The 24,819-nt window shown below is 35.7% G+C and carries 24 protein-coding genes and 3 pseudogenes; 2 read left to right on the top strand and 25 right to left on the bottom strand.

What is annotated here, in order from left to right:
- Positions 1-2 precede the first annotated feature (2 nt).
- The 21 genes and pseudogenes from HMPREF2731_RS05755 to HMPREF2731_RS05845 form a co-directional block, all read right to left on the bottom strand.
- Positions 3-197 carry a hypothetical protein gene (locus HMPREF2731_RS05755; protein WP_002316755.1) on the bottom strand — a complete coding sequence of 65 codons (195 nt, stop codon included), beginning with the start codon at positions 195-197 and terminating at the stop codon, positions 3-5.
- A gap of 246 nt (positions 198-443) precedes the next feature.
- Positions 444-2,036: a MobP2 family relaxase gene (gene mobP2 / locus HMPREF2731_RS05760; protein WP_070872549.1), complete on the bottom strand. Its 1,593-nt coding sequence runs from the start codon at positions 2,034-2,036 to the stop codon at positions 444-446.
- Positions 2,037-2,055: 19 nt separating this feature from the next.
- Complete coding sequence (locus HMPREF2731_RS05765; RefSeq protein WP_002311552.1) at positions 2,056-2,478, bottom strand: hypothetical protein; 423 nt, start codon at positions 2,476-2,478, stop codon at positions 2,056-2,058.
- Positions 2,479-2,495: 17 nt separating this feature from the next.
- Positions 2,496-2,783: a hypothetical protein gene (locus HMPREF2731_RS05770; RefSeq protein ID WP_002311551.1), complete on the bottom strand. Its 288-nt coding sequence runs from the start codon at positions 2,781-2,783 to the stop codon at positions 2,496-2,498.
- 341 nt (positions 2,784-3,124) lie between these two features.
- Positions 3,125-3,268: a hypothetical protein gene (locus tag HMPREF2731_RS15060; RefSeq protein WP_002293512.1), complete on the bottom strand. Its 144-nt coding sequence runs from the start codon at positions 3,266-3,268 to the stop codon at positions 3,125-3,127.
- A gap of 17 nt (positions 3,269-3,285) precedes the next feature.
- Positions 3,286-3,516 (bottom strand): hypothetical protein, encoded by a 231-nt coding sequence (locus tag HMPREF2731_RS05775; protein ID WP_002304981.1) that lies wholly within the window; start codon positions 3,514-3,516, stop codon positions 3,286-3,288.
- 22 nt (positions 3,517-3,538) lie between these two features.
- A complete protein-coding gene (locus tag HMPREF2731_RS05780; protein WP_002314421.1) occupies positions 3,539-4,345 on the bottom strand; it encodes a hypothetical protein in 807 nt (268 codons plus the stop codon).
- 10 nt (positions 4,346-4,355) lie between these two features.
- A complete protein-coding gene (locus HMPREF2731_RS05785; RefSeq protein ID WP_070872550.1) occupies positions 4,356-5,000 on the bottom strand; it encodes a hypothetical protein in 645 nt (214 codons plus the stop codon).
- Positions 5,001-5,015: 15 nt separating this feature from the next.
- Complete coding sequence (locus HMPREF2731_RS05790) at positions 5,016-6,233, bottom strand: glucosaminidase domain-containing protein (protein WP_070872552.1); 1,218 nt, start codon at positions 6,231-6,233, stop codon at positions 5,016-5,018.
- On the bottom strand, positions 6,233-8,257 hold the full coding sequence (locus tag HMPREF2731_RS05795; RefSeq protein ID WP_002314418.1) for a VirB4 family type IV secretion system protein: 2,025 nt from the start codon (positions 8,255-8,257) through the stop codon (positions 6,233-6,235). The genes HMPREF2731_RS05790 and HMPREF2731_RS05795 overlap by 1 nt, the downstream gene beginning before the upstream one ends.
- Positions 8,257-8,430 (bottom strand): hypothetical protein, encoded by a 174-nt coding sequence (locus HMPREF2731_RS15065; RefSeq protein ID WP_002314417.1) that lies wholly within the window; start codon positions 8,428-8,430, stop codon positions 8,257-8,259. Before HMPREF2731_RS15065 ends, HMPREF2731_RS05795 begins: the two co-directional genes overlap by 1 nt.
- A gap of 123 nt (positions 8,431-8,553) precedes the next feature.
- Positions 8,554-9,468: a hypothetical protein gene (locus HMPREF2731_RS05800; RefSeq protein ID WP_070872561.1), complete on the bottom strand. Its 915-nt coding sequence runs from the start codon at positions 9,466-9,468 to the stop codon at positions 8,554-8,556.
- 17 nt (positions 9,469-9,485) lie between these two features.
- Complete coding sequence (locus HMPREF2731_RS05805) at positions 9,486-9,734, bottom strand: hypothetical protein (RefSeq protein WP_002332281.1); 249 nt, start codon at positions 9,732-9,734, stop codon at positions 9,486-9,488.
- Between the two features lie 59 nt (positions 9,735-9,793).
- Positions 9,794-10,387, bottom strand: coding sequence for a hypothetical protein (locus tag HMPREF2731_RS05810; RefSeq protein WP_024635947.1), 594 nt, complete (start codon positions 10,385-10,387; stop codon positions 9,794-9,796).
- Positions 10,388-10,720, bottom strand: a complete 333-nt coding sequence (locus HMPREF2731_RS05815) for a hypothetical protein (protein WP_024635948.1) — start codon at positions 10,718-10,720, stop codon at positions 10,388-10,390.
- Between the two features lie 51 nt (positions 10,721-10,771).
- Positions 10,772-13,168: a pLS20_p028 family conjugation system transmembrane protein gene (locus HMPREF2731_RS05820; RefSeq protein ID WP_070872554.1), complete on the bottom strand. Its 2,397-nt coding sequence runs from the start codon at positions 13,166-13,168 to the stop codon at positions 10,772-10,774.
- Positions 13,165-15,774: a VirD4-like conjugal transfer protein, CD1115 family gene (locus HMPREF2731_RS05825; protein ID WP_070872556.1), complete on the bottom strand. Its 2,610-nt coding sequence runs from the start codon at positions 15,772-15,774 to the stop codon at positions 13,165-13,167. The genes HMPREF2731_RS05820 and HMPREF2731_RS05825 overlap by 4 nt, the downstream gene beginning before the upstream one ends.
- A pseudogene (locus HMPREF2731_RS05830) lies at positions 15,774-17,828 on the bottom strand (hypothetical protein). Before HMPREF2731_RS05830 ends, HMPREF2731_RS05825 begins: the two are co-directional and overlap by 1 nt.
- Before the next feature lie 69 nt (positions 17,829-17,897).
- Entirely contained in the window at positions 17,898-18,200 is a 303-nt protein-coding gene (locus HMPREF2731_RS05835; protein WP_024635952.1) for a TrbC/VirB2 family protein, read from the bottom strand.
- Between the two features lie 17 nt (positions 18,201-18,217).
- Positions 18,218-18,460 carry a DUF5415 family protein gene (locus HMPREF2731_RS05840; RefSeq protein WP_002305229.1) on the bottom strand — a complete coding sequence of 81 codons (243 nt, stop codon included), beginning with the start codon at positions 18,458-18,460 and terminating at the stop codon, positions 18,218-18,220.
- Positions 18,457-18,924 carry a hypothetical protein gene (locus HMPREF2731_RS05845; RefSeq protein ID WP_070872557.1) on the bottom strand — a complete coding sequence of 156 codons (468 nt, stop codon included), beginning with the start codon at positions 18,922-18,924 and terminating at the stop codon, positions 18,457-18,459. Before HMPREF2731_RS05845 ends, HMPREF2731_RS05840 begins: the two co-directional genes overlap by 4 nt.
- Positions 18,925-19,111: 187 nt before the next feature.
- Here HMPREF2731_RS05845 and HMPREF2731_RS05850 point away from each other — a divergent pair, with 187 nt between their 5' ends.
- Positions 19,112-19,321, top strand: coding sequence for a hypothetical protein (locus tag HMPREF2731_RS05850; RefSeq protein ID WP_002311538.1), 210 nt, complete (start codon positions 19,112-19,114; stop codon positions 19,319-19,321).
- 119 nt (positions 19,322-19,440) lie between these two features.
- Positions 19,441-21,499, top strand: a pseudogene (locus tag HMPREF2731_RS05855) (MucBP domain-containing protein).
- Positions 21,500-21,534: 35 nt separating this feature from the next.
- Here HMPREF2731_RS05855 and HMPREF2731_RS15510 read toward each other — a convergent pair.
- From HMPREF2731_RS15510 to HMPREF2731_RS05870, 4 genes and pseudogenes are all read right to left on the bottom strand, one after another.
- A pseudogene (locus tag HMPREF2731_RS15510) lies at positions 21,535-22,599 on the bottom strand (isopeptide-forming domain-containing fimbrial protein); the annotation flags it as partial.
- A 158-nt stretch (positions 22,600-22,757) separates the two neighbouring features.
- Positions 22,758-23,633 carry a hypothetical protein gene (locus tag HMPREF2731_RS15515; protein ID WP_371113395.1) on the bottom strand — a complete coding sequence of 292 codons (876 nt, stop codon included), beginning with the start codon at positions 23,631-23,633 and terminating at the stop codon, positions 22,758-22,760.
- A gap of 42 nt (positions 23,634-23,675) precedes the next feature.
- A complete protein-coding gene (locus tag HMPREF2731_RS05865; RefSeq protein WP_024635954.1) occupies positions 23,676-23,924 on the bottom strand; it encodes a hypothetical protein in 249 nt (82 codons plus the stop codon).
- Between the two features lie 9 nt (positions 23,925-23,933).
- Positions 23,934-24,761 carry a pilin N-terminal domain-containing protein gene (locus tag HMPREF2731_RS05870; RefSeq protein ID WP_024635955.1) on the bottom strand — a complete coding sequence of 276 codons (828 nt, stop codon included), beginning with the start codon at positions 24,759-24,761 and terminating at the stop codon, positions 23,934-23,936.
- Positions 24,762-24,819 lie beyond the last annotated feature (58 nt).

A 24,819-nucleotide genomic window follows, 5' to 3' on the forward strand; every position in this document is an offset into this window, starting at 1 on the left:
TCCTAAACAAATGGATAATCTTCTGCCGCATCGACGAACGTCTTCGTAGTCAGATTTAACGTTAAAATATCGCCATTTTGATACGCTTTTGCCGCTTTGTCTGTGACGACAAAAGCTCTGCCTGTTTGAATTTCTGTCACAAAAACGAGATTGTCTCTGCTTTTTTCAACAACAACTCCAATCGTTGAATAAGCCATTTCTTCTTCCTCCCTTCTCTTTCTTTTGATATAATGTAGTCGCAAATCGCACCACTCATTGAATTGGCGGAAAACAATTCATTGAAAAAAAGAGTCCTGGACAATTACGTTCAGGACTCTTTTACTTCTTTTATTCACTTAACAACTAACATTCTGTGAGTGAAATAGACTCTTCAATGCTTTTACACGGGAAGTTATTGATCCCCTCTTCATTCATTTCCCAAGTAGTATAATAAGGCGCTAACTTTACTGTCTTTCTTGTTCTATTTGGATTCTTCGTTGTTGCTCTTCGTAGGCTTTACTTGCGTGGTATTTTTCTTCATGGGCATTAATCGTTCGATTTAATTGACGCAAACTCCGTTGCGTGACAACTCTTTGTTGGAATTGTTTCCTGCGCTTCATGAATTCTCCGTAACTATATTTGTATTCATTCGTTGGTAACTGTTTAAGCGTTCGAAAGGATCGTTCATTGTAAATAGATTGCATCTGATCCATACTTTCTATTAAAGGTTTTATTCGACTATCCTGTTTCTTCAGTTCTGTTAGAATGGCATTTCCTGTGCGCTTTTTCAAATCAAAGAGAGCATTTTTTTCTGCATCCTTTGATTCTCTTTTGCTTTCCCCATAAAGACTTTTTGCTTCTTCTTTCAATGCTTTTGAAATCTGTATATATTCTTGATATTCAGGTTCTTTTGTTAAAACATATTTGGTTAACTCATCGAGTTTCTCTCTTGTGTATGGTGAAAGTTTGGTTCGTTTTTCATCCCCATAATGCCATTCCGAACGTTTGTCAGGTAGGGTTTTATATACTTCATTTAATAAGTTCATTGCGTGTCGATCGTAACGCGCTGGCTCTTTTACCACTTTTGTTAAGGTGTTACGCAAATCACTTTTCCGCGTCAATAAATTTCGTTTCTCCATACCAATCATTCGATCCTTTTCATAAGAAAAACGTTCTAACTCATGTACATAATTGGTCTTCATTGCGTCTAATGTTGCTTGTCTTCTCTTACCTTTCGGTACGATATAACTCACACCATTTTCAACCTCCGTGTAAGGTTTACGCGTATTTTCTTTTTCAACAACTGCAAAATGAATATGGATATGTTTGGTATTACGGTGAATCGTTGCCATCCAGTAGCCTGTTTCGTTCAGTTGCTCTTTCTCGAATAATGTCTCCATCATTTTTCTTCCAGCTGCTTTTAATCCTTCTTCATCTAAAGTATCTGTTTTGGGATCGTACAATCCTATTTTTTCAAGATACGAATTATCATGAGAGACAACATCTTGATAAATGATTGAGCCTTTTTGTTGTCCTCTTTGGAAGATTTGCTTAATCTCCTTCAGATCACTTCCTTTCACTTCGTCTGAAGCCATAGAAAAAACTCCAGGAAGGTTTCCTGAAGCTTTTTTGTGTGGCTCTGTTTGATATTTTTTTATTGCTTGGTTCAAGCGTTGGTATTCTTTTTGTTCACTTTGCGTCAGTTCTTTCTTTTGTTCTAACGCATAGTGACGGGTCATATAAGAAAGATATTTGGTAAAATCTTGTTCCTCTAATTTGTCAAAGTTGATTCCATTTCCCATCAAAGATTGAGCTTCATTCGACGTTTCGCTGAATTCTTTATCCGTCTTACTCTCCGAAAAAGTTTCTCCTTCAGGAATATAAAAATCCTCTAAAGCATTCTTGATTCGTTGCAGTTCCTGTTCTTCTTCAGGCGTACGTCGTTCCATTTCTTCCAGCGCTTTTTCTCTTGTCATATAATCAATGTATGTTGAAAAAGATTTTTTATTGGGCAAGGTAAATTGACAAGTGAGAATGACTGCAGGCGATTTATTCATCATATTCCCCTTCTACTTTTTATCTTTTTAAAAACTTTGTTGGATCAAACGGGTCTACTCTGGCATGAACAGATTCATTTATTGATTTCTTGATTTTAGGAGAATACTTCTTCGTTTGATTCGCTTTTATTTTCCCTTCCACACGCTCTTTTGCTTCTTGATAGACAGTTGAATTTGTACCAATTAATATTCCTGTATCTTTCAAATGAAGATCCGCAAACTCTGAAACCATTTCTATTAAAATAGAAATTTCCTTTCCCATTGCGTTCAACTTTGCGTTCGTCATATTATTATTTTTTTCAATTTCTGGATCGTAATTCATACATAAAAATCGAATGGCTTCAGAATAGTTTTTTACCGTAGGCTGAGTTTCCATAATATGTTTTAAAACTTCATCGTGCGCTTCATAAAATGTAATATGCTTTTCTATCGCTTTAACCATAGAACATTATCTCCTTCCTAATGTGCGATTAATATTTCAATTAAGTTCTTGACCTCGTTCGTGTATGCTTCCAAAACTTTTGTATTATGCAGCTGAACATCTGTAAATTTTTCCAATAAACGATCAAATTGATCTTTCTTGTAGTCCATTAAAGGACGTTCAAAGTCGTTTTCAATCAATAGTTTTAGATAATCATTTCGACTCCATTTTTGACCAGTTTGTTCTGTTAATTCTACGCATCTATGATCAATTTCTTGAACATATTTTTTATTAATACCTCTTACTTTAATCTCTTTAATTTCCATTTTCACCCTCCGAAAAAAGTATGGATAGTCTATGGAGTCTATCCATATGCTATCCATGTATAGCTGTTTTACTATCCATACACTATCCATAAATCGAATATTTTGTACCCACTTTTGTTTTAGAGAAACGTAATAGGCACAGCCTATTGGAACACTTTTTTTAAAAAGTGTTCCCACGTTTCCTTATGCTCTTTAAAAATTAAGGTTATTTGTGTATTTAGACAATAAAAAATCCTTCTAACTTTGTCGATTAGAAGGAAATATTTTGTCATATGAAAAATGAATTTAAGAAAAAGTGTATGCTATAATTGATACGCTGTCTTCCTGTTTGGTTGAAATCTTCAGCCAGAAAGGAGGAGTGTTAAATGTTTTATGTGCTTGATGTTTGTGTTAGAATCGTGGTTAATGTTTTCTCCCATCTCTTTAACAGCTATACCTAAGGTGATATAGCTGATCCATAAACATTTTTGATATACTTTTTTCACATAAAATCCTCCTGTTTTTATTTTCTTTCAGCCGTAAAATATTTTTTAGCAGCTAAATACAAAGCTTCAAATGATCTGAATTTTAAGGTATCTAAACTCTTTCTACCATTCTTCAACTCAGATATTGTTGTGTTAGATAAATTCACTTCTTGACATATTTCTTTAGCTTTTACAACTTTGAGATAGGCTTTAATCAATACTTTCTGCTCAGCGAAAGTATCTTTGCCGACCAAGTTCGCTCGCTTCATTTCTTTTACTCCACCTATTCTTCTAAATATTTTCTTTTGTCATACGATCAATTTTTTCTTGAAGTTTTTGAATGATCTCTTCTTGATCTTTCATTTGCGTTTTCGATGTTTCAATTTCTTGCTGGTAACTATTAATCTTATTTTCAGTATTTTCCTGATCGTCTGCAACTTGATAAGGCAATTGATCTTTTAGTTTCTTCACTAATTCTTCATTCAAATCAATGGTTGCTTGGAAGGATTCAATTTGTTTTTGTGCTGCTTTTTGTTCTTTCTTGTATCCTTTCACTTTGTAATTCATCGCATGTTGTTCATAATCTTCATCTTTCACTTGATCTTTAACCTTATCTTCGTGAACGTAATAAATCAGATCTTGTGGTTCTTGCATATCCACTTTTGGATCAATTTTTTCAGGAATAATGGTTAAACGCATGGCAATATATTCTTCTGGTACATGCGATAGTTTCACTGCAAAATAATCATTAGACACCTTAATCACTTTGGCTTTTATTGCTTGATAATCCCCTTTAGCTGTCTTTACTTCTACGCGATAATTAAGATTAGCCAGTTCTTTTAATAAGCTTTGATCTTCATCGTCGATCGCAAATTCAAAAACTAATTGCTGGTTCGCTCCTTTTTCTTTTGAAACCATCGTCAGTTCCTTCGTGTTTAAAAATGCGTTCGTGCTTACTTCATCTGGTATGTCTACCTTTTTATGTGTGTAAATCGGACTAGCAAGAATCAAAAAGCCGAGAATCATAAAGATTCCCAGCCATCTAAGATAACTTTTTCGTTTTTTGAAACGTTGTCTTGCTCCTTTTTTCTTACTCATTTTCTTCCTCCTAACGAGTGAAATAACTAAAGTCTGTGACTTTCCATTGACAATCTACTTGTTTTTCAGTGACAGTTAATCCACCTTTTATTTTTTGCGGTTTGACATCTTTAAATTGAGGATTGCCGATTGTATAATCAACAAATACCACAAAATTTTGTTCCTCTTTTACACTGCTTGTTTGAGCGTAAGTTTGCACGTCACCTAATGTAAAAGAGTAACTTCCGTAATCATCATGTTGGTGATCATCGTCTGCAGGACTTAATTTGTCGATCACTTCTTGGGTTGCGACATCTTTTAGTTTTTCCGTTAATTCATTTCTGCTTAATGATTTATCAATGGCCAATTGACCGAACTCTTCTGCCGTCTTTCTTTGTGCTTCAGTTACTTCCTCTTTTGCTTTTGTGCCATCTTGTTGCTTCAGCTGATCGATTTCTTGGTTTTTCTCATTGATGGTTTGATTTAACTTGTCGATCTTCGCCTGTGCCTCAGAGGAATTTTTTTTGAGCTTCTCAGACGCGTTTTTAGCCACTTCTTCAATTTTAAAGGTATTTGTCTCTTGTTCTTCTTTCAGCTGCCAAAACAACGCGATATTGCCGATTAAACTAACGTTAATTGCAGCTGTTAAAACAATTTTTAAAGTTTTATTTTCCATATTTTTTCTCCTGATCTATTTTTTGCTGCTATTCAAAAATGGTAATGGATCGATCCATGTACCATCATCTGTGAATGCGTGTCCTTGTGCTTGACGCCAATCCATTCGAGTGAAGCCTAAATGCAAGTGTGCTGTATCTCGTATCCCGATTACTTGTTCAACTTTCACTTGATCGCCCACTTTTACACGAGAATTTCCTGTACTATTTGCAAATTCTTGATACACCATATTCAAGCCATCGTAATTAATCACGATCACACATGCGCCTAAACCTGAAATACCAGGATTTCCAACGTACACGACTTTTCCGCCATGAACCGCATGAATCTCACTTCCTGGATGATCAACTGAACCAAAGTCTAAACCATCATGGAAGCCATTCGGACGGAATTCACCGCCTGGATTTGTTCCAAATAATTGACCACCGCTGAAGGAACTTTTATCTAAACTGCTGCCAGGGAATGGATTCGTCCATTCACCAGTAATTGTGCCATTATCATTACCACCTTCACCCCAATGTTTCATCGCGAATTCATCATATTCGGTTAATTTATTAGAAGTGATAATTGACATACAACCTGTATAATACGGACTATCTTCAGTAATTCCTGCAGCGGCATAACCACCTCGTCCTAAGATCAATAAGCTTGCGCCAGGGCTTTTATTTCCTACACATGCATTAAAATTTGATTGTGTGGCTACCATAAAGCCGTAATAGGAGAATGCAGCTTTTGAGTTGGGAAACTTCATGTACCAGCCCCCTTCAATGCCACCAATTCCTCGTGCAGTTCCTTTAGGAAACAGACACCCATCAAACCAAGTAATCCCAAAATAGTTGAGATCATTTCTTGCGGACGCCGACGTACCAAACGCTGATTCATAACCGTATTGCGAAAGAATCACACTTGGTAATAATTTATATTTTACTGCTGCACCTACGGCATATTGCGCAATCTCATCAGAAAAAGGGCCTCTTCCTTTGATTTCTTTATAAATGGGTAATCCTTCCGAATATTCTCCTGTAAAAGCTTCGCCACCACTACTTGAATCTGAATCAGAATTATCAATCGAACCCGCCGCAAGTATTAGAAAAAGGGTCACGAACACAGTAATCAAAATAGTAATCAAAATAGTAATCAAACCTGCAGAAGTACCAAACAACCACAAAAATAAGCGTCGCTTTGCACGACGCTTAACATACTGCTTGATTAAACTTTCATTTTGGTTTTCCATTATTTTCCTCCATCAAACAATTTTAATTGACGTTTGTTCGGACTAAAATGAACACGAATGGTTTCTTTTGAGCCAAAATTGATCACAGCGTCTCCTTGATTTTGTTGAGGAATGGATTCTAATTCTGAGTTCGTCATTGATTTACCAACTAATCCTTCTATATGACGTAAAATAGATTCATCCATACGCATAAAGATCTTCGTAGAAGAAAATTCAAAGACTTTCTTCAGTTTCGAGAAGTTATCAGAAGACATATTTTCTGGCACCATTTCTTGTGGGGATTGTGTAGCTAAAACAGTCATTGCTTCTACTTTACGCATTTCTCGTTGAAAGTTTGTGACATAATTTACCGTTTCAATAAAATCTGGATTAATCGCATTATGGCACTCATCAATCATCGCCAAGAAGCGTTTGAAGTCTTGTTCTTCCATTTGTTTTTCTTTAATTAAACGTCGTTGTCTTCTTCCTTGAATCAATGCCTGATTCCAAATCAACGTCATAGCCATGTACATCTGACATTGTTGTACCCCACGATCTAAACCTGTAATAGAGTCAATGTCAAAAAAGACCAACTGTTGTTGGTCAAGGTGTCGAATCGTACTGTGACCATCAAAAATCATGCCATACGTCTCACATAAGGATTCTACGATTGATTCCATTTCTTCTTTTCGATTCTTTTTCTCTTGGGAAGCACCTGGTAATTCCAGTTGTCCTAAAAAGTCTAAAAATTCTTTGAACGTCGGATAAGCTTCTGGATCTTTCCCTGTGACTTGCGTCTCCGTATTTGAACGCGAATTTGAGGAAGTAAAGCCGCGTGGTACTGTTCCATACTCTTCATAAAAACGATTTAAGTAGGTCTTAAATTCTGCTTTCATCGTTCCTTTTAGCTGAGGACTCACTAACTGTACCTGATAGACCACTTTGTCTAAGTGTGTTTGATAAGACGCTGCTTCATTGATCTTCAAATCTTTGACTGATCCATCGTCATATAAACTGGATGCTTCATCATACGTCCGTGTGGCAAATATTTCTAAAGGATTGATCATCCCGTCAGATCCGTCTAAGCGCACCATAATACCGTTATATTCCTTTAAGAAAGGAATAAAGTCTTTTCCCTTTTCAAAGCCCCAAATAAAGTCTCCTGCAGCTAAATGGGCTTCCGCGATCATTTTAAGAACGGTCGATTTACCAGCTCCCATCATTCCTAGAAGCAAGGTATTAGTAGACAACCGTACACTATTTTTATACGTCGCATTCCAGACAAATGGGCCGCCTGTCATGGTTTCCCCATATTGTGTACCTCCTGGATCTTTTAGCGTTTGGTGGTGGAACGGGAAACCTCCGCCAATGTTTAACGATGGTAGTGATTGCCCTTTGATATTTCCGAACCATTCAGCTTGTTCATCGAACATGGTAAACATCGATTGCCAATCTCGTTTGGTTTTATGCAGATAAGTCACCGCACGATAATCCATCCCTTTGAGATTTTCGATCAGTTCCTGCGCTCGTTCATCTACTTCTTGAATCGTGTTTCCGTAAACATGTACTCTCACTTTGACTTGTTTAGAAATTTCCCCATTAGAAGTCAATTTTCGGGCATATTCCGCTAGTTCCAGGTATTCTTCCGCGCTTTTATTTCGGTCAGTCGCTTTTCGTTCATTATCTGATCGATCATTTAATTCATCTAAGGCACGATTGATTTGATCAATCACTTTTTGCTTTTCATCTGTGCTAACATCGAGTGTGGCCACTGTATGAGGATTGTTCATGAGATTGGCCAACCAAAAAAGAGTAGGATTTTTTGTGTAGTGATAAACTGTCACACACCGTGAATAACCATTTCCATAGGTCACATACTCTTCATCGAAATTTAATCCACCTTGTGGCATCACTTGTTTTAAAAAATCTAAATCATACCCTTTGGATTTTAAAATTTCGATTTCCCGATTTCCTAGTTGTTTTAACGGATCAAGTACCTTTTGATTATCCTGTGGTGCAAAAACTGATTTGATTGTCTCTAGCATCAACGTTCACCTCGTTTGGATGGATTCATTCTTAAATTCACAGTGTTTCCTCTTCCTAATTTGCCTAGAATGAATACGTGTGGATATTTTTTATCCAATTCTTCTTTTGAATCGACTACTCCCCCACTAAATTTACAGTCTATTACATCTAACCATTGAAAATGATTATTCATCTACTTGCTTCCTCCATTCTTATTCATCACCTATCTAAATAGGCTGGGCAATGAACGCCTAAATCAATAAAAAAGAAGTCTATTTAAAATAGACTTCGCTGACTTCTTTTTACGAGTGATTATTTATTTTGAGACATACAAATGAATCATATTCTTTGCCAATTTTAATAACTCTTGATTTCGATTGTCTTCATATTTTTTAGATAAAGCTAAATTTGAAAAGTACACTGATTCAATAGGCAAAGTTTTACTGAATATTATGTCATCTTCTTCCAATCGATTCTCTCTAAAAACTAAAAAATCCATCGTTTCATGTATTTCTTCTTCTACAACGCATTTTTCGTGATTTAAAAAGGTAAAATACAGTGTAACAAACATTCCTTCCTGATTCTTTATTTGAACGTAATCAGAAGAAAAAGATGCAGGTACGAATTGAACTTCTGGACAATTTTCTTGAATTACCTGATGAAGCTCACTATTTTTTTGAATCATCCTTCCAAATAGAGGAATCGCAGGACTACATTGTCCAAAAATCCATGGAAGATTGTTTAAAGTTGCTTCCTTGTATAACCACCCTTCGTTTTTTAAGTAAGTGATAAGCATCTCTTTTGCTAATTTTTTGTTGATAAGAAGACCAGTTTGTTTTTTTAATATATAAATAATACGATCAAACTGTTCTTCTAATGTTAAAAGAATACGATTTGCTAGTGGGCTACTTGTACTTCTTCTTCCAGACGTTTTTTTCCACTTAGAGTTAGAAAATGGACATTCCAAATAGTCTTCTTCTGAATACTTAGCTAAATATGGAATTGTACCTTTATGATGCTTGCCATATGGTTTTCTTCCAGATTCCCGTGTTTCTTTATATAATCCAATAATTTGAATTGGATTATCGCACTCCGGACAAACGGCATAATAAGAATCCCTTCCTTCTCTTTCTAGTACGTACGGTCTTCTTTTTTTTGTTTGTTTTTCATAGTTAGCAGGCGTTATCCTATGCACTTTACTAAATCCTACTTTAATTTTAAAAAAATCCATTCGATCTCCCTTTCCCATCAAATTTGACGAATTTGAAGCCACCAATCATCTGACAAAGGCGGAACATACCCTTCTTTTTCTGCAATTGCTAAACACTTTAAAACAGTTGATAATCCTAAAGAAAATTCATGATATTTATCTTTCATCATAAACATCAATTCCTCCACACATTCTTCACCTTGTGTATGATCCTCTACTTGCCACATTCCTTTTTCAATTTTAGGCATTGCTTTGTTATGATAGCTATTATTCATTTTATCTGACATGTTTTCCTCCATTTTATCACATCCATATAATTGTTGTTATTTTTATATTCAGTCAACTACTACTCATCATTCATATTGTTCATTCGATAAAGAATCTTGATCAATTCTTTTTTGTAGAGCGGTTTTAACCCTAAAATGCCACTGGATCGCATTAATTGACGGTTTCTGGTTTGTAAATCCTTGATTGTCTTTCCTTCAATGATGAAAAAGAAGCTTAAGTCAGGACGTTCCTGTTCTGCTCGTTTCAATTCCTGGATTTCCTCTACTAATTTCTTTTCATATTTTCTTAATCGCTGTAGATTTCTTCCTAAGGATTGTTCCATACGATTCTTATCTAATAACTGCCGCTTTTGTACGATTTGCTCCGTTAGATCCGTTTCTGTGGTCAAACTAACTAACTTAATTGTTGGCACATACGTACGCATGACGGTGGTCAAATGATTCATTCGTTCCAGTTTCTCTTGTTCATTTAATCCCTCCACGTCAGTGGAAACTACACGATAATAACGTTGAAAATGATCTTCTTTAGTAACTAAGACCCCCTCTTCTGTACAGGATTTATAAGGAAATAAATCCAAGATCGATCGTTCTTCTGGTTTTCCAAACTGAAAAATGGATTTCTTATCAACAGAGTTTTGTCCTTTGACTCGCATTTATTCATCCTCCTTATACGTACCATGATAATTTCGGTTAGGATCTAGGGCATGGTAATGGTTCTTGTCCGTAAAAAAAATAGATTCGATAATCGCAAAAATCTGGCGTTGACCTGGGTCATTATAGGGTCGCCAAACAATCACTAGAGCTATCGCAATCCATAAGCCATAATTCAAGAGTGCAAAAAAGAGTGGTAAGTGGACAAGATTATTGACTATTTTCGCCCAAAAAAAGCAACCACCAAGCGTTAATAGATCTAAAAAGAAAAAGGCGAAAAACTTCCATTCCCCACTAAATCTTGGAGGATTTTTCATGTTAATATATTTATCCATAAATGATTTCTCCTTTTCATACATAGAAAAAAGGCCTAACTTGTAGGCCTTTTATGGTTTGATATCCTGTTTGATATCCCGCAATAGTTGTTCTTTCAATTCATTGTTCCTGTTTTTAGTTTCTCGTGTCACATTTATTTTTGTTGGTGCAGTAAATGCCACATTTGCTGGCTTGTAACCTGTGTGAACTTTTTGAATAGGTTGTGGTGCAGCTTCTCTTGTCACAACATTTTGAACGGACGCATTCCCTGTCTCCCCACTTTCAGATAAATTGTAAGAAACAGTTGTCAGATTTCCATTTTCAGGCAAACGACTTGGTTTCATTTGAACATTACCTGCAGTTGATTGGTGAACAAAGCTTTGATCATTCTCCTTGAATTGATTCAAACGACTATCTTTCATTGGTAAATTTTGTGTCTTAGGCAAACCAATTTTCGTTGATTTTTCAGTTCCAACTTCGATGCCATTATCATTTGGCAGGTCGATGGAATCCTCATCCGTTTGTACTTCTTTATTTCGTTTTGGTAAATCTGAAATGCGTTTTTCGTTTTCAGAATTAATGTTAGATTTATAACGATATTGTTCTGGATCGGTTTTTGGTAACTGACCATGTTGTCCTTCTTCTGAATCTTTTTCTCCGATCGAATTTTCGTTAGAATGTAACTCATCTTGGTGATCTTTGGCTGAAGGAATCGCTGCACCTTCTTGATTTTCTTTTTCACTTGTTGTATTTGCCTTCACTGCTGCATTGACTTGTCCTTCACCATACGCATCTTTTAGTCCTTCTTTGACTTCTGAAGCTTTTTCTTTTTGTTTTTCTAGTGCTTCGGACGGATTCTTCACAGCTTCAGCCAATTCTTTGGCTCTCGTGCCGTCTAATTTTTCTTCTAAGGTGTCATTGGCTTTTTCTGTAAGATCTTCAGCTGTTCCTTTTAACCCACGTTCATTGACGTAACCAAGACCTTCTGCGGCTTTAGAAACACCATTCTTCGCTTTCCCGAACATTTCGGAAACTGTCTTTTTACTATTAGGTACTGTTGTAGCTTTATCGTCTGGTTGTTCTTCCCCGTTATCAGGAGTACCATCTTTTCGATTGCCAAATCCATTTTTACGAATATCATTTAAATTGCTTAAACCACTCTTACCAGCACTTGCAAGGTTTTTAGCTCCGCTACCCACATTTTTCGCAATATTTCCTAAGGCAAACATGCTAAGAAGAGAATTGCTGCCGTTTTTCAGACTTGTATCAACACCGAAAATCTTCGTAACAGATTGAGAGCCTTTGAATAGCGCAATGGTTAGTACAATTAAAGCGACAACATACAAAAATCCGTTGATCTTGCCTGCTGCGTGCAAATCACCGATACCTGACAGCATTAATGTATAGATTCGTAATTCTAAAATCGTAAACGCCAATAACAAGAAGGATTGAGAAATATCTTCTATCGCACTTTTCATCCGTTGGCCTGTCTCAAAGTCCGTTGACGCGGCAATCACTAAATAGAATTTTTTAAATACCAGCTCAATAATGCAAGTAACGATCGTAAATAGGATAAATAAATAGGCTACCGATAAAGAAGATTCACCAGCTAAAATAATACCTGGACTACTAATGTATCGGCGATAACCTGAAGTGTATACATACTTTGCTAAGCCTTCATCACTGATTTGCACAGGAATTTCTTTTCCATAATCATCCAGTTCCAGTCGGTATTGTAACGCTCTTAACCGATCCTTTTGTAAATCTGATAAACTACTCTTATCTTTATCCGCCATTTCTTTAGCTTGTTTAGGAGTAATAATCCCATTGATATTCGCTGTTTTAAAATTTTTCGCTGTTAAAGCATTTCTTTTATCTGTTGGTAAGGATTCTACTTTATTCGGGTCAGTCGCTAGTAATGTACTGACATCAATCACATTATTTTGAATAATTTGAAAAGCAGGTGAGCCAGATTTATCTGCTTTATTTGCTGCAGTGACGTCTCCATAAAAGTTTTTACTGATATTTAACCCTTCATCGATTAAAGAACTACCACCAAAAATCAAGATCATGGCCATAAATAAATTAACCAAGATATTTTTGACTTTCGGTGGGTGTTTACTCATAAAAAATTTCAAGCCTAAATAAATTAATGTGACGACACAAAAAAGAGCCAATACCTTACTAATCAAACTTTGAAACAGTTCATTTACCCCAGCGGCGTTCAATAAGTCTTTTAAATCAAAGCTTTGATAAATGGTTTTTTCTAGTAAAGTATTGAGATTATATAACCCTTTAATCAACCCCCATAAAAAAGTATTACAAATCCAACTGAACACATCTTGATACTGCAGATAATTACCATAATCTTGTAAGACTTTCGTTACGGTTTTGGGGTTTGCATCCCCTTCTCCGAATAAACCTGACCACCAGTCGGCTATGCCAGAAAAAATTCCTCCAATGATCATTCTTTCACCGCCTTTTCAGCTTCCAATAACAACCGTTTCCCAATCATTTCAGAAATTTCTTCATTTTTGATCAACTTTTCAACATATTCTTGAAGACGATCCGTTGCTTGTTCTTCGTAAAATTGAATTAATAATTTTTGGGCTGTCTCATTTTCAAGAGATTGAACGATTTTATAAAACATATTTTCTTCGTTTTTTTCTTCTAATTGATCATGCAGTCTATGATAGAGATTTCTAGCATATTCATCTGGTAGGAAATAATCATAATCAATTTGTAAAGACTTCAAATCAAGGTCTGCATGTGTACAATGTATGTCTATATCATTGATATCCCACGATGGATTGAAATCTTCAATGTATTGATAAGCATAAGGAAGATTCGTTTCCCCATGATTAAAAATAGGATACGGCCGTATTTTATGCCCTTTCAAATCTTGTCGTTTTAAAGGAGCGAGCACAATCGTTTCACCTTCTAAAAAAGTAGAAATTCTTTCAGGAGTTAAGATACGATCTGAATCAACATTGCGATTGATATGAGTATTCATACCTAATGAATTGATGGTACTGTTTTCTTGTTCAACCGTCTTATTCCCCACTTTTTTGGAAAATTCTTCGATGGTATTATCGTCTGTCGACATAATATAAATATGTGTCTGACAATTTTCTTTGATAATCGCTGCGTTTTGTTCCCCATACTTCGCATAAAGTTGCTGATAAGATTGAATAAACAGATCCCACAACATGTTTCTACCAGCTGTGACTGTCATGATTCCTTCCATATTATCCATTGGTGGCATATTCCCAAATTCATCTAAAATAAAATGAATCCTACGGTGACATTTATCTCCTTTAGTCTTAACACATTGCGTAGATAATTCTTTATACAACTGACTAAGAAAAATACTAACAATGATATGGTTAGATGGATCATAATCAGGTGTGAGCATAAAAATAGCCATTGGTTTACCGGTATAGTGCATCCGAATAGACTCTACTAATAAGTTACTTTTATCCTCATCTAATGTTAGAACGGCTTCTTTTTCTAATTCTGGCAAATGGGTTTCTCCTCGTTTTTTTCGATAAACGATATTTCCCTCTTCGTCTTTCAATACTCTTTGAGAAAACTCATACCAAGCAACATATTCTTTTCCTCGATGATCATATTTTAAGCAAACATGATCTCCCTGTTCTAAATGACAATCAAAGTTAATTTCACAAAAACCTCTATAGCCTACTTTGACACGTTCCTCATGAAATTTTTTTCCTTGATGATAAAACTCTACAACAATTCGCTGGTTTAACAGACTCTCGTGTAGTTTGAGATCCAAATACTTCGGAAAACCAATGGACTTATAATCAATGGTTGATTGAGAAGTCATTTTCGCAATTTTCGTCAGTGTAAATGGATTTAGTCCTGTGATCGCTGTCGATAGAATGTTGCCTTTCGCTTTATCAGAACCAATTTTTGTTGCCCCATATTGTTTTTTTGCTATGTTTCCAGGTGGTAACTGATTCATAAATTCATCTAAAGCATTGAGCTGCTTGAATTCATTATCAGGATCTTGGTAATTAAAACCACCAATCTCAGAAAGAAGTTCGACGAGATTATTCGGTGTTAATTTGGAGTAATCCCCTGTCTGATCCGCTTGTTCCAATAACGCAAAAATAAGCGCATTGACAGCTTTTTGCGCATTTTCGTTAAAGTATTTATTGTCTGAAGCGTTGGCATCATAATAAATCGTATTCGTGAAAGTATTGGTTAACTGTGTCGCTGTGTCTATGTCTCCTCGCTTCCAGTATTTCACGATGAGTGCCAATGGATTATCACTCATTGATTGCAGTGGATCGGTGATATTAAATGCATACACATCATACCCTCTAGCTTCTAGTTCATCTTTACTAGCAACATATAATTCTGTTTTTGGATCATTAACAACCATTGAACTTTGTCTTTCTGCACGAGACAAATTGTCAATGGTTGCTAAAACTTCTATCTGTCCTTTCCCTGAACGGGAAGTACCAACAATACAAGTATTTACTGTATCCGTCTGAATATACCAGTACTTTTTATAATGAGTAATTGGTATTCCGCCATAACCAGGAAAACCTCCCTTTGATTCTGGTATTTGCGGATAAATTTGTTGGATTTCCTTTAACGTTTTTAATCGGTTATCTCCTTTTTGCCCATCTGCTAGAGGACGAAACCACATGTCCATTTTCAATCCCATAAGTACAGCTGGAACAACACAAATCGTAGAAACAACTAAACGTGTGCCTAAACTTGTTGTTGGGGTCAAAGGATTCCAAAAACCAGTTGAATCAAAATGGAATAACTGCGGCATTTCTTGTAACTGAAAAATATTCACTCCTTGTAAACTTCCTGGAATAATCTCAAATCGATGAAATGCTTCTGGTATTCTTGTAACAACATAGTTTAAAGGAAGATAAGCTAAGCCACTATAAAAAATCTTTTGAGAAATACGTTTGTCATGTTTTTCTGGTAGCTCTTCTCCTGAAGGAGTATAGCGATAGAAATGAGAAAGATACCTATTCTTTTCTAAATTGAATCGTTTGTCTTTTCGTCTCGTTGTTTCTCTAACACGCATTATTTCACCTCATTTGATTCTGAACTTTCGGAAGTGTTTGATTGTACAGTTGAATCGCTTGATCCTTCTTTAGCCTTACTAAGATCACTCTCTTTGCTATTTTCCATACTTGACTCTGTTGTTGACTGATTGGTACGATTCAATAATTCTTCTAATTGTTGTTCATACTCTTTTCTTGCTTGTTCTTGGGCTTCTTCCTTGATTGACGTCGTTGTGGCCACAGAATCAGCCTGTGAAGATTGATTGATATGATTAAAAGCAAATACTGTTCCTCCACCTAGAAGCAAGCTTAAACTTGCAATACATCCCACCATCCATCCGTTAAAGGAACGCTGTGGTGAAGGAGTTAAATTTGCTTGGTTGTTCACTGGCGTTTGAACAGCAGCTACTGGTTGAGGTTGTGCTAGATAATTTAACTGTGCTTGTCGCAATGTATCCATTTGTTCTTGACGTTCCTTACGAGCAGCTGCTTCTTTTTCCTTTTCTTGCTCTAACCGTTGTTTTTCTATCGCCATTTGTTGTTCCGCAAGATCCTGTTTCCGTTTTTTTAGTTCTAATTGTTCACGCTCTTTTTCTTTTTGCCGTTGTTTTTCTTCTTGTTCTTTCAATTCTTGTTGGTAAATTTTATACTCTTTTTTCCATTTTGGAATTTGTACTTGTAATTCTTGCTGGATCTGCTCGTGTTTTTCCATAAGAGCTTCACTTGTTATTTGATAGAGCTTATTCAGTTGCTCATTTAATTCTTTGCTAATCTTTAGCTTATCTGTACGCAAACCTTGATAAAATTCTTCTTTTCGTTCTCTTATACGTTCTTTTAACAAGTTTTCTTTTTCTTTCGATAACGCTTCTTGATTCGTCTGAGTAAAATTATTGATCTTTTCTACACACAAGGAATACGCATTGTCGCGTTTCTTTTCGTATCGCTCTTTAATTTTTTGTACTTCTTCTTCAATCACTCGCTGTTCTTCTTTATTTAGTTCCTCTTTTGCTTTCTCCCAATTAGACGACTGTTCCGTCGCATACTCATTAATTTCTTGATCTGTTTCTTGTTGACGTTCTTCAAAGGTGGCTAATAAATCTTCTTGTGCAAGCTCATGCCAATTTGTTGATTGGACAGACTCTAACTGTTCTAAAAGTGTGCCTTTACCCTGTGAGATTAATTCTTCTTTACTCTCTAAAAATGCTTGATAGGTTTGGGGTAATTGATATTTCGAATAAAGCTCATTTAAAAATAATTTGTTTTTTTCTTTCATCCATTCATGCTCTGGCGGATATCGATCCAAAATATAATCAAATACAGTTGCCTTTTGTATCTCTATTTCGTTTTTTTCTACTTCTTCACTGATAAGTGGTTCAATATATTCCTGAGAATCCCCTTCAGTCCATGTTGACTCTTCATTAGCTTCAACTGGATCAACTTCTACTTCGGCCGTCTCTTCATCCTCCATTGTTTCTTCAAAGGGATCTACCTCCAACTGACCCATCACATCGTTCTCTTCCTCAAATATCGATTTCTGAGTCGGAATATCAGCTTGTTCATCAACATAGACTGTCTCTTTTTCTTTTGACTCCTTCTTTGGAAATATTGGTCGTTCCCATGGTACTTCTTCATTTACTTCGACTTCACTCCCTTGATTCACTTTTCTGTGGTCGCTCTCTAACTCTTCTTCTAAAACTTGTAAAAGTTTTTCGTTTCGATAAGACTCTTCCACACTCATAGTTTCATCCGTTTCTTTAAACACATCAAGGCGGATTAAATCCATCAATGTAGGATAGAAACCTTCTGAAATTTGATAATCCAGCGGGCCAAAAACGTATTCTGTACCAGCTTTCTCTATTTTTCCTTCTGTGTCATGTAACGTGAGAGTCAACTTAACAGAAGATCAACTTTCGTGTTCCAGTACTTTCCCTAACACATGTAGCTGTTCTTCCGTTTCAATGACAGAATATTTAATTGTTTTCGGTAAAAAAGAAGTCCGCTTTCCTACTTCCTTCGTTGCTTTTTTAATTAACTCTTTATCTGTTTTGGTATTGCCTGCAATCGTAAAGTACATGAATATTCTCCTTTCATAAAAAAGGAGTAAAAAGTATCGACTACTTCTTACTCCTACTTTTTTACTTTCTTATAATCCTTGAGGTGTTTGCCCAAATAATCCAAATAACGAAGTTATGATAGAAGCAGCCCCTAGAATAACACCTACCCCTATCAATACATAACCTACGTGCATCTTCCCGTTTTCAGCTCCTCTTCGTCCAAATAGGAAGAAAAGCCCCCCAATAACAATGGAAGCAACGGCCGCAACACCAGCAAAAATCATCAAATTGTTTTTTAAACTAGTTGCTGCAGTTTGTAATGCTCTAAAAATATCAACCGCAGCTACTACTTTCGGTTGTGTTAAAAAATTCATTGTAATTGATTCAAACATAAAATTGTTCGCTCCTTTTAGTGTTTAATAATTTCATCGAAAACAAGCTTTTCACGTTCACGTTGATAGATATATCCTTCTAAGTCCTTGTCTTTTCCCCGTAATAGGTCAAATTGTGCTTTTTCAAGGACTTCTTGTTTCCACTGTGTTTCAGAAACACCACGACGTTCTAAGATTTTAGACGCAGCTTTTTCAAATGGCGTTTTAGCTTTTGCCACTGTGATTCCTCCTTCAGGACAAATAAAAAGACTAGCAATCACTCGCTAGTCTTTTGTAATTTGTATTTATTTGATTGTGATCCATCATGAATTAATTTCTCTTTCGTTCGTTTTTCATCCTTACTAGATCCAAGAAAAACCATTTTTTTTACGCCATCTTTCTCGTAAGGAACAACGATAAATAAAGAATCTGGTTTATTGATAAAGTCGCTAATACCTGCAGAATCTACTATTTTGTATCTTTCTAAACCTTTATAGTCTTTTTGTCTCTTAACTGATATTAGTACAGGATCTGGATGCCATACACTTTCAGAATATTCCCATGTAGTATCGTCTATAATTTTCAAATTATTAACAAGACCACCTACTTCTTCTTTCCAAACAGTTCCTGGTTGCAATAAACTATTATCTTCTTTAGCTTCCGATTTCTTATTACTTGAACATCCACTTAAAATAATAAAAAATATTGCAAACATAGAGACAAACCATAGTTGCTTTTTCTTCATTTTATTCCTTCTTTCGTTGTTTTATTTTAGTATATCAAATAACGAAAGTAGCAACAAACCTCATTTTGATACACGGGGAACGGATACTCATAATTTCCCACCTTTCTATAAAAACTTTCTCTCTTGATATTGTGATTTATTACAAAAAAGAGCTATAATAAAGAAAAAATCAAGAGGGAGCATTGCAATGTACGCTGATAAAAAGAAAATCGAATGGTTGCTGTTTGATAGTGGTAAATCAGTTCGTTCTATATCTATAGAATCTGGCGTACCTTTAACTACGGTCAGTGATCTCGCAAATAAGCGCTCTAGTATAGACAATATGAGATTCATCAATGCTATAAAATTAAACAAATTAGCTGAAGAAACCATTGATACTAACGCTTCAACTAAGTAACAAATTAAGAAAAGCCAGAAATACATGAGGCTTTTCTTAATTTTTTTATTGACCATATCGATTTACCGATATATAATGATTTTGTAATCGATTTTAACTAATTTTTAGGAGTTGAAAATATGAAATTATTAAACCCAAAAACTGTTTTAGCTATTGGAACATTTGCTGCCACACTTGCTCTTGCTGGATCTGTTGACGCTGCTTCAACGAACGTCATGTATCGCCCTTTATAATCCAAATAACCATGAACATTTCTACACCTCTAGCACAAAAGAACGTGATCACCTAGTGAAAATTAAGTGGGGTAATTATGAAGGCCCCGCTTGGGAAGCACCGACTAGCGGTGGTCATCTTGTCTATCGCTTATACAATAAAGGCCTTCGTGATCACCATTACACAGCTAGTTGGGATGAAGTGAAATGGTTGACCAAAAATTACGGCTGGACTTATGAAGGGCCTGCATGGCGTTCTGCCGAAAAAAATAATAAACCAATCTATCGACTCTTCCTTAAAGGTGTTACTAGTGGTTCTCACCACTACACTGCAAGTTGGAAAGAAGTACAGTGGTTAACCAAAGACTATGGTTGGAAATACGAAGGTATTGGTTGGTATGGCGCGGATACCTCTAAACCCCAAGTGAATAAATCAGCTTTAGAGGCTCTTTATACGAGCGTTAAGGGAACGAAAAAAGGTGACTATACCGACAATACCTGGAACGCATTTCAAACTGCTTTAAATAATGCTAAAAAAGTGTTAAATGACTCAAAAGCGACTCAAAAACAAGTGGATAGTGCCAAAAACACATTAGATTCTGCTTACAAGGGATTAAAGAAAAAACCAGCTCCTACTGTGAACAAAACGGAATTACAAGCCTTGTACAACCAAATAAAATCAACTGCTAAAGGAGATTTTACAGAAGAATCTTGGAATAATTTTCAGACTGCTTTATCCAATGCTAAAAAAGTACTAGACGATTCTAAGGCTTCTCAAGCCCAAGTAAATAATGCTAAAAATAGTCTAGATGCTGCATTTAAAGGGTTGCAACACAAACCTGAAACGCCAAAAGAATATATGGTTACCATTAACCATATTGACAATCAAACAGGTCAAGTGATTGCTACAGATCAAGCACAAGTGACTTCTGGTTCTACTTACACTGCTAAGGCAAAAGCATTTAAACATAGCGAAGGCGCTAAAGATAATTTTAGCTACAAAGTGATTGGTAATGATACTCAAAGCCAAACGATCACAGGTAATACAACAATCACCTTCAATTATAATCAAGTGCATCAAATCAATTTGTTGTGCAATAACAACTACAAAAATGAGGGGCGAGTTGATATTTTGAAAGAACAGATAATCAACGTCACTTACGGTGAAAGTGTCACTTTAACTGCTCCTGCTATTCAAGGATATGTTTTAGACGATCGGGTAGAACCAACAAATTCAGTAACCTTAAACAATGTGACTGAAAGTCAAAATTATATTTTCAACTACACTCGTAAATTTAATGTGACTGTTAATCATGTAAATGCTGATATCAACGCTGTTCTCTCTAGTGAATCAAAAACAGTATACGAAGGGGATAGCTTCTCTACTCCTTGGAAAAATATGACTGATCAAAATTATTTCTTGTGTAGAAATGACGATCCTTCCATTAGCGTAGATAAAAACGGCCAACGAGTAATCAATAATGTTGACCAAAATCGAACGATCACGTTCAAATACAAAAATATCTCATTAAGTGATTTAAACAACTATGTGCGTCAAAAAGAACTTGTATGGTTAAATAATTATCGTCAACAAAACGGTGCAGCTCCAATGCAATTTAATGATATCGTTCAACAAGCTGCAGATATTCGTGCAAAAGAATTACAAGTAAGCTTCAGTCATTCTCGACCTGGCGGCGGTACTTTCCAAGATCTCTTAGAAAGTCTAGGCTGCTACGGCGCTAAAGGAGAAAATATCAATAGTTTCTACCTTTACGTTGACGAGATCCTTTCAGATACGGGAGCAGTGAATGCCATGATTATGTGGAAAGATAGCGCTGCTCATAACGCAAACTTACTTTACAACAATCAAAGCATCGTTGGGTTATCTCATGCTTATGAAGTTTCTGCAGACGGATCACTTTCTTCAGACAACGTATTTATTAGTGCCAATCCAATTTTCAAATAGAAAAACAAGGCTGATTTTCAGCCTTGTTTTTTTGTTTAATTGAACTTCAGAACCACATAACTAAGAGTAGCTAACACAAGTAATACTAAGCTAACCACTAAAATTGTTACTAAATGTGTAGAACCTGTTCTAGGAACAATAACTTGTGGCAAGTTAGGATCAACACCAATTGTCACAACATTCGTTTTATTAGAAACATTCTCTACTGCTGCTACGGCTTGGTTATCAATATTTTTTTCTGATTGTAGTGGAGTTTTAGCTGTAAATATCAGTTGAATTTCTCGTCCATCTAAAAGATTTTTACTTAAGAAATCAGCGGAAGCTTCCCACTTCAGCGTTCTTGAATTGCTATCATAGGTTAGTGTACCTTCTGAAGTAATATCTTTTCCTGTACTCATATCTATCACTCGCGCAGAACCTTCTTTATACGTCAAACGAGCTTCCACTGGATCTTGAATATTAAATTGCTTGTAATGATCTGACGCAATGTCTACGCCTTTTGTATGCCATTTTTGTGTGACTAGATATTGTACTTCAGATCCTGCATTTAAAGGAGCTGTTGCTGAACCTTTAGGGCCATCATTACGCCCATTGACATCTTTTCCATTTTGTTCCACTTTTTTACTTGGTGTAAGAGGAAAATAATTTTCAACCGTATTCGTTTTTTGAGTTCCTTTACCAGGGTCATTATTGAACGTCACAGTAGCCACGTTTGGCGCAATTCCTTTTGCATCATTTTTTGCTTTCATATGAAGCTGTAAAATTTAGTCTTTACCGTAATTTGCAGCGTTCGCTAGAAAGCTGTCAGAAGCTGTATAAGTGACTGTATTACCTGAAACAGTTAATTTTCCTCCTGTATCAGCTTTTTTCCAAGTACTATTCGCTTCGACATACCACAATGCGCCATCATAGTTTTTTCCATCCAATACCATATCAAAATTTTTGCTGTCAAAGGTATCAGTGATTTTAAATGATTTGTATTTGTTCATTGTGTTGACTGTTAACGCATCAAACTTTTGGTGAATATGATAATAAACATCTGATCCTTGTGGAATCACTTTTTTGTCAATATTGTATGCTGCCTCTTCAGTATTAGCTTTGTTAAATACTTCTTTTGTAGGCTTTGATGGTTGTGGCGTCCATAGCAACGCACTATCAAAGCTAAACATCATGCTGTTGGTATTTGCGCCAATCATGAAAGTTGGTGAAGTACCTTTCAAGGTATATGTTACGCCGCTTCGGTGATAAGTGTCAGATCCTACCACGTCAGTGAAGTGGTCATTTGAACTATACGCTTTTTCTGCACATCCCCGACCACTTTAGGCGTCAAGCTATTTGTTGACAAAGCTGGTGCATTGTATTGTGCGCTTGCTGTGTCTGTCGTCACGTAATAAGGCAAGGTACCCATTTTTTCGTACCCAACAAATTCTCGCATGTCAATATTACGTTCACCGACAGATTCATTATTGTCATTATACCAAGACACACGTTGCTGATATTGTCCATTTAAACTGTAAATGGATAGAAATGTATCATTTAAATCAATACCATCTGCTTTCATTGATCGCATTCTTGATTGAATTTCTGGTTGTGGCTCACTCAAAGCTACTTTTGTCTTTGTTCCTGCATACTTAAATTCTAGTTTCACATTCATAACATTGATTGACTGCATGAAAAAGCCTCGGTAAATGTTTTTATCAAAGAGCAAATAATTATAATACTTTTTGCCATTAATTGTTTTAGCTAATCCCTCTTGGTTAACTCCAGCGTGCGCTACAAAGTTAGAAAAAGTTAGATCACAATCAATTTCTTTTCCTAAATACGTCCCGACCTTCTGATAATGAACAATGATTTTTGAGGTCCCTTTTAAATCGTTCACTTTTGGCCAAGCAAGTACTTTTTGTTTCTTAGTTGAATACTCATCGAGTATTTTAAATCCATCGATCCCTGTCACTTCAATATTTCTTAATGAATCACTATCGTGATAAAGCGCTAAGTTATTATTTTCTTTTATCGCTCCTGGGTCAACGGTTTCCAAAGCATCGATCGTTGTCCCCCTTGTGAAAATAACAATCAAAAAGAAAAACACCAAGGCAAGCATTCTTTGCGTAGTGTAATGAAATTTATTTTCCATAATGCCCTCCGTCTATTAGTTTGTTAAACGAGTGTAAGGTCTTTATTCTTTTTTTCCTAATATCCACGTTACCAATCCTGTTAGAAGAACCAAACTAGCCATAAAAATTGGTTTGATCAAGAGCTTTTTAATCACTTCTAATGGCATGGACGCATGCTGGATATTTAGAAAATGAACGAACAATCGTTGATATCTTGGATAAATTGATAATTGAGAAAAAACTAAACCACAACATAATATTGTTGCGGCTAAAAAAGATAAATTAAAAGCTAATATTTTTATTATTTTCATCATTTCATCCTAATCGTTAAAAAATAAATGAGTGAAAAAATCCCAACAATTATCAAAAAAGTTTTTCTTTACACCAGTTGATACAACTTTTTTAATTTCTTCTTTCGGCTCTGATTTCTTTGATTTAGGATATAACCAAACATCCGTCAAAAATTCACCCTTTTCATCTGAAACAGGTGTCAATAAAACAATATCTTCGCTATTTGAAATGTTTTCAGGGCTTGATTCATTGACGATATAGTATGCTTGTTTTTTGTTTGCAGGTACTTCAATTGAAAAATCAATCACGCCTTCCTGATCATCAATTGTTTTGGTTTCTCCTTCAGTCACTTTTTTCAACTGGTCATATGAAAGTTTTTTTGCTCGATCTTTCAATTTTGACTCAATTATTTCTACCGATTGATTTTTTTCATTATCATCTTGTGACATTTCTTCTAAGAAATTCGTGATATCGTAGACAATAAACTTTGCGTCATTGACACCTTCTTGTTCTGATATCTGCTTGCCTTGATTATCGATTTGATTTGAAGAAATAATCTTTTGTATATGAATGGTTTGTTTGATCACTTGCGTATCTTCCACGTCTTGCGGGTTTTCTGAAGACTCTGAAGAACTTTCTGATGTTGAATCTGTTGATTCAGTAGAAGTCATCGTTGAGTTTGTCGTTTCTTCTGATCTGCTTTCTGAGCCTTGTGTCTCGCTATTTGTACTTGTCGTACTCTCTGTTGTCTGACTGGTAGTTGGAGTGGTACTGCTATCAGCAAAAGATATCTGTGAGTATGCTGCAGTTGCAAAGAGAGCTGCTACACAAACAAACAGCCATTTTCTCCTATTCATTCCGATCTCCTCCTTATTTTTTTTATAACGCCGTTTGTATAATTAAGCGAGACAAATA

The organism is Enterococcus sp. HMSC072F02 (assembly GCF_001837725.1).
In the GTDB taxonomy this organism is placed as follows: domain Bacteria; phylum Bacillota; class Bacilli; order Lactobacillales; family Enterococcaceae; genus Enterococcus_B; species Enterococcus_B lactis.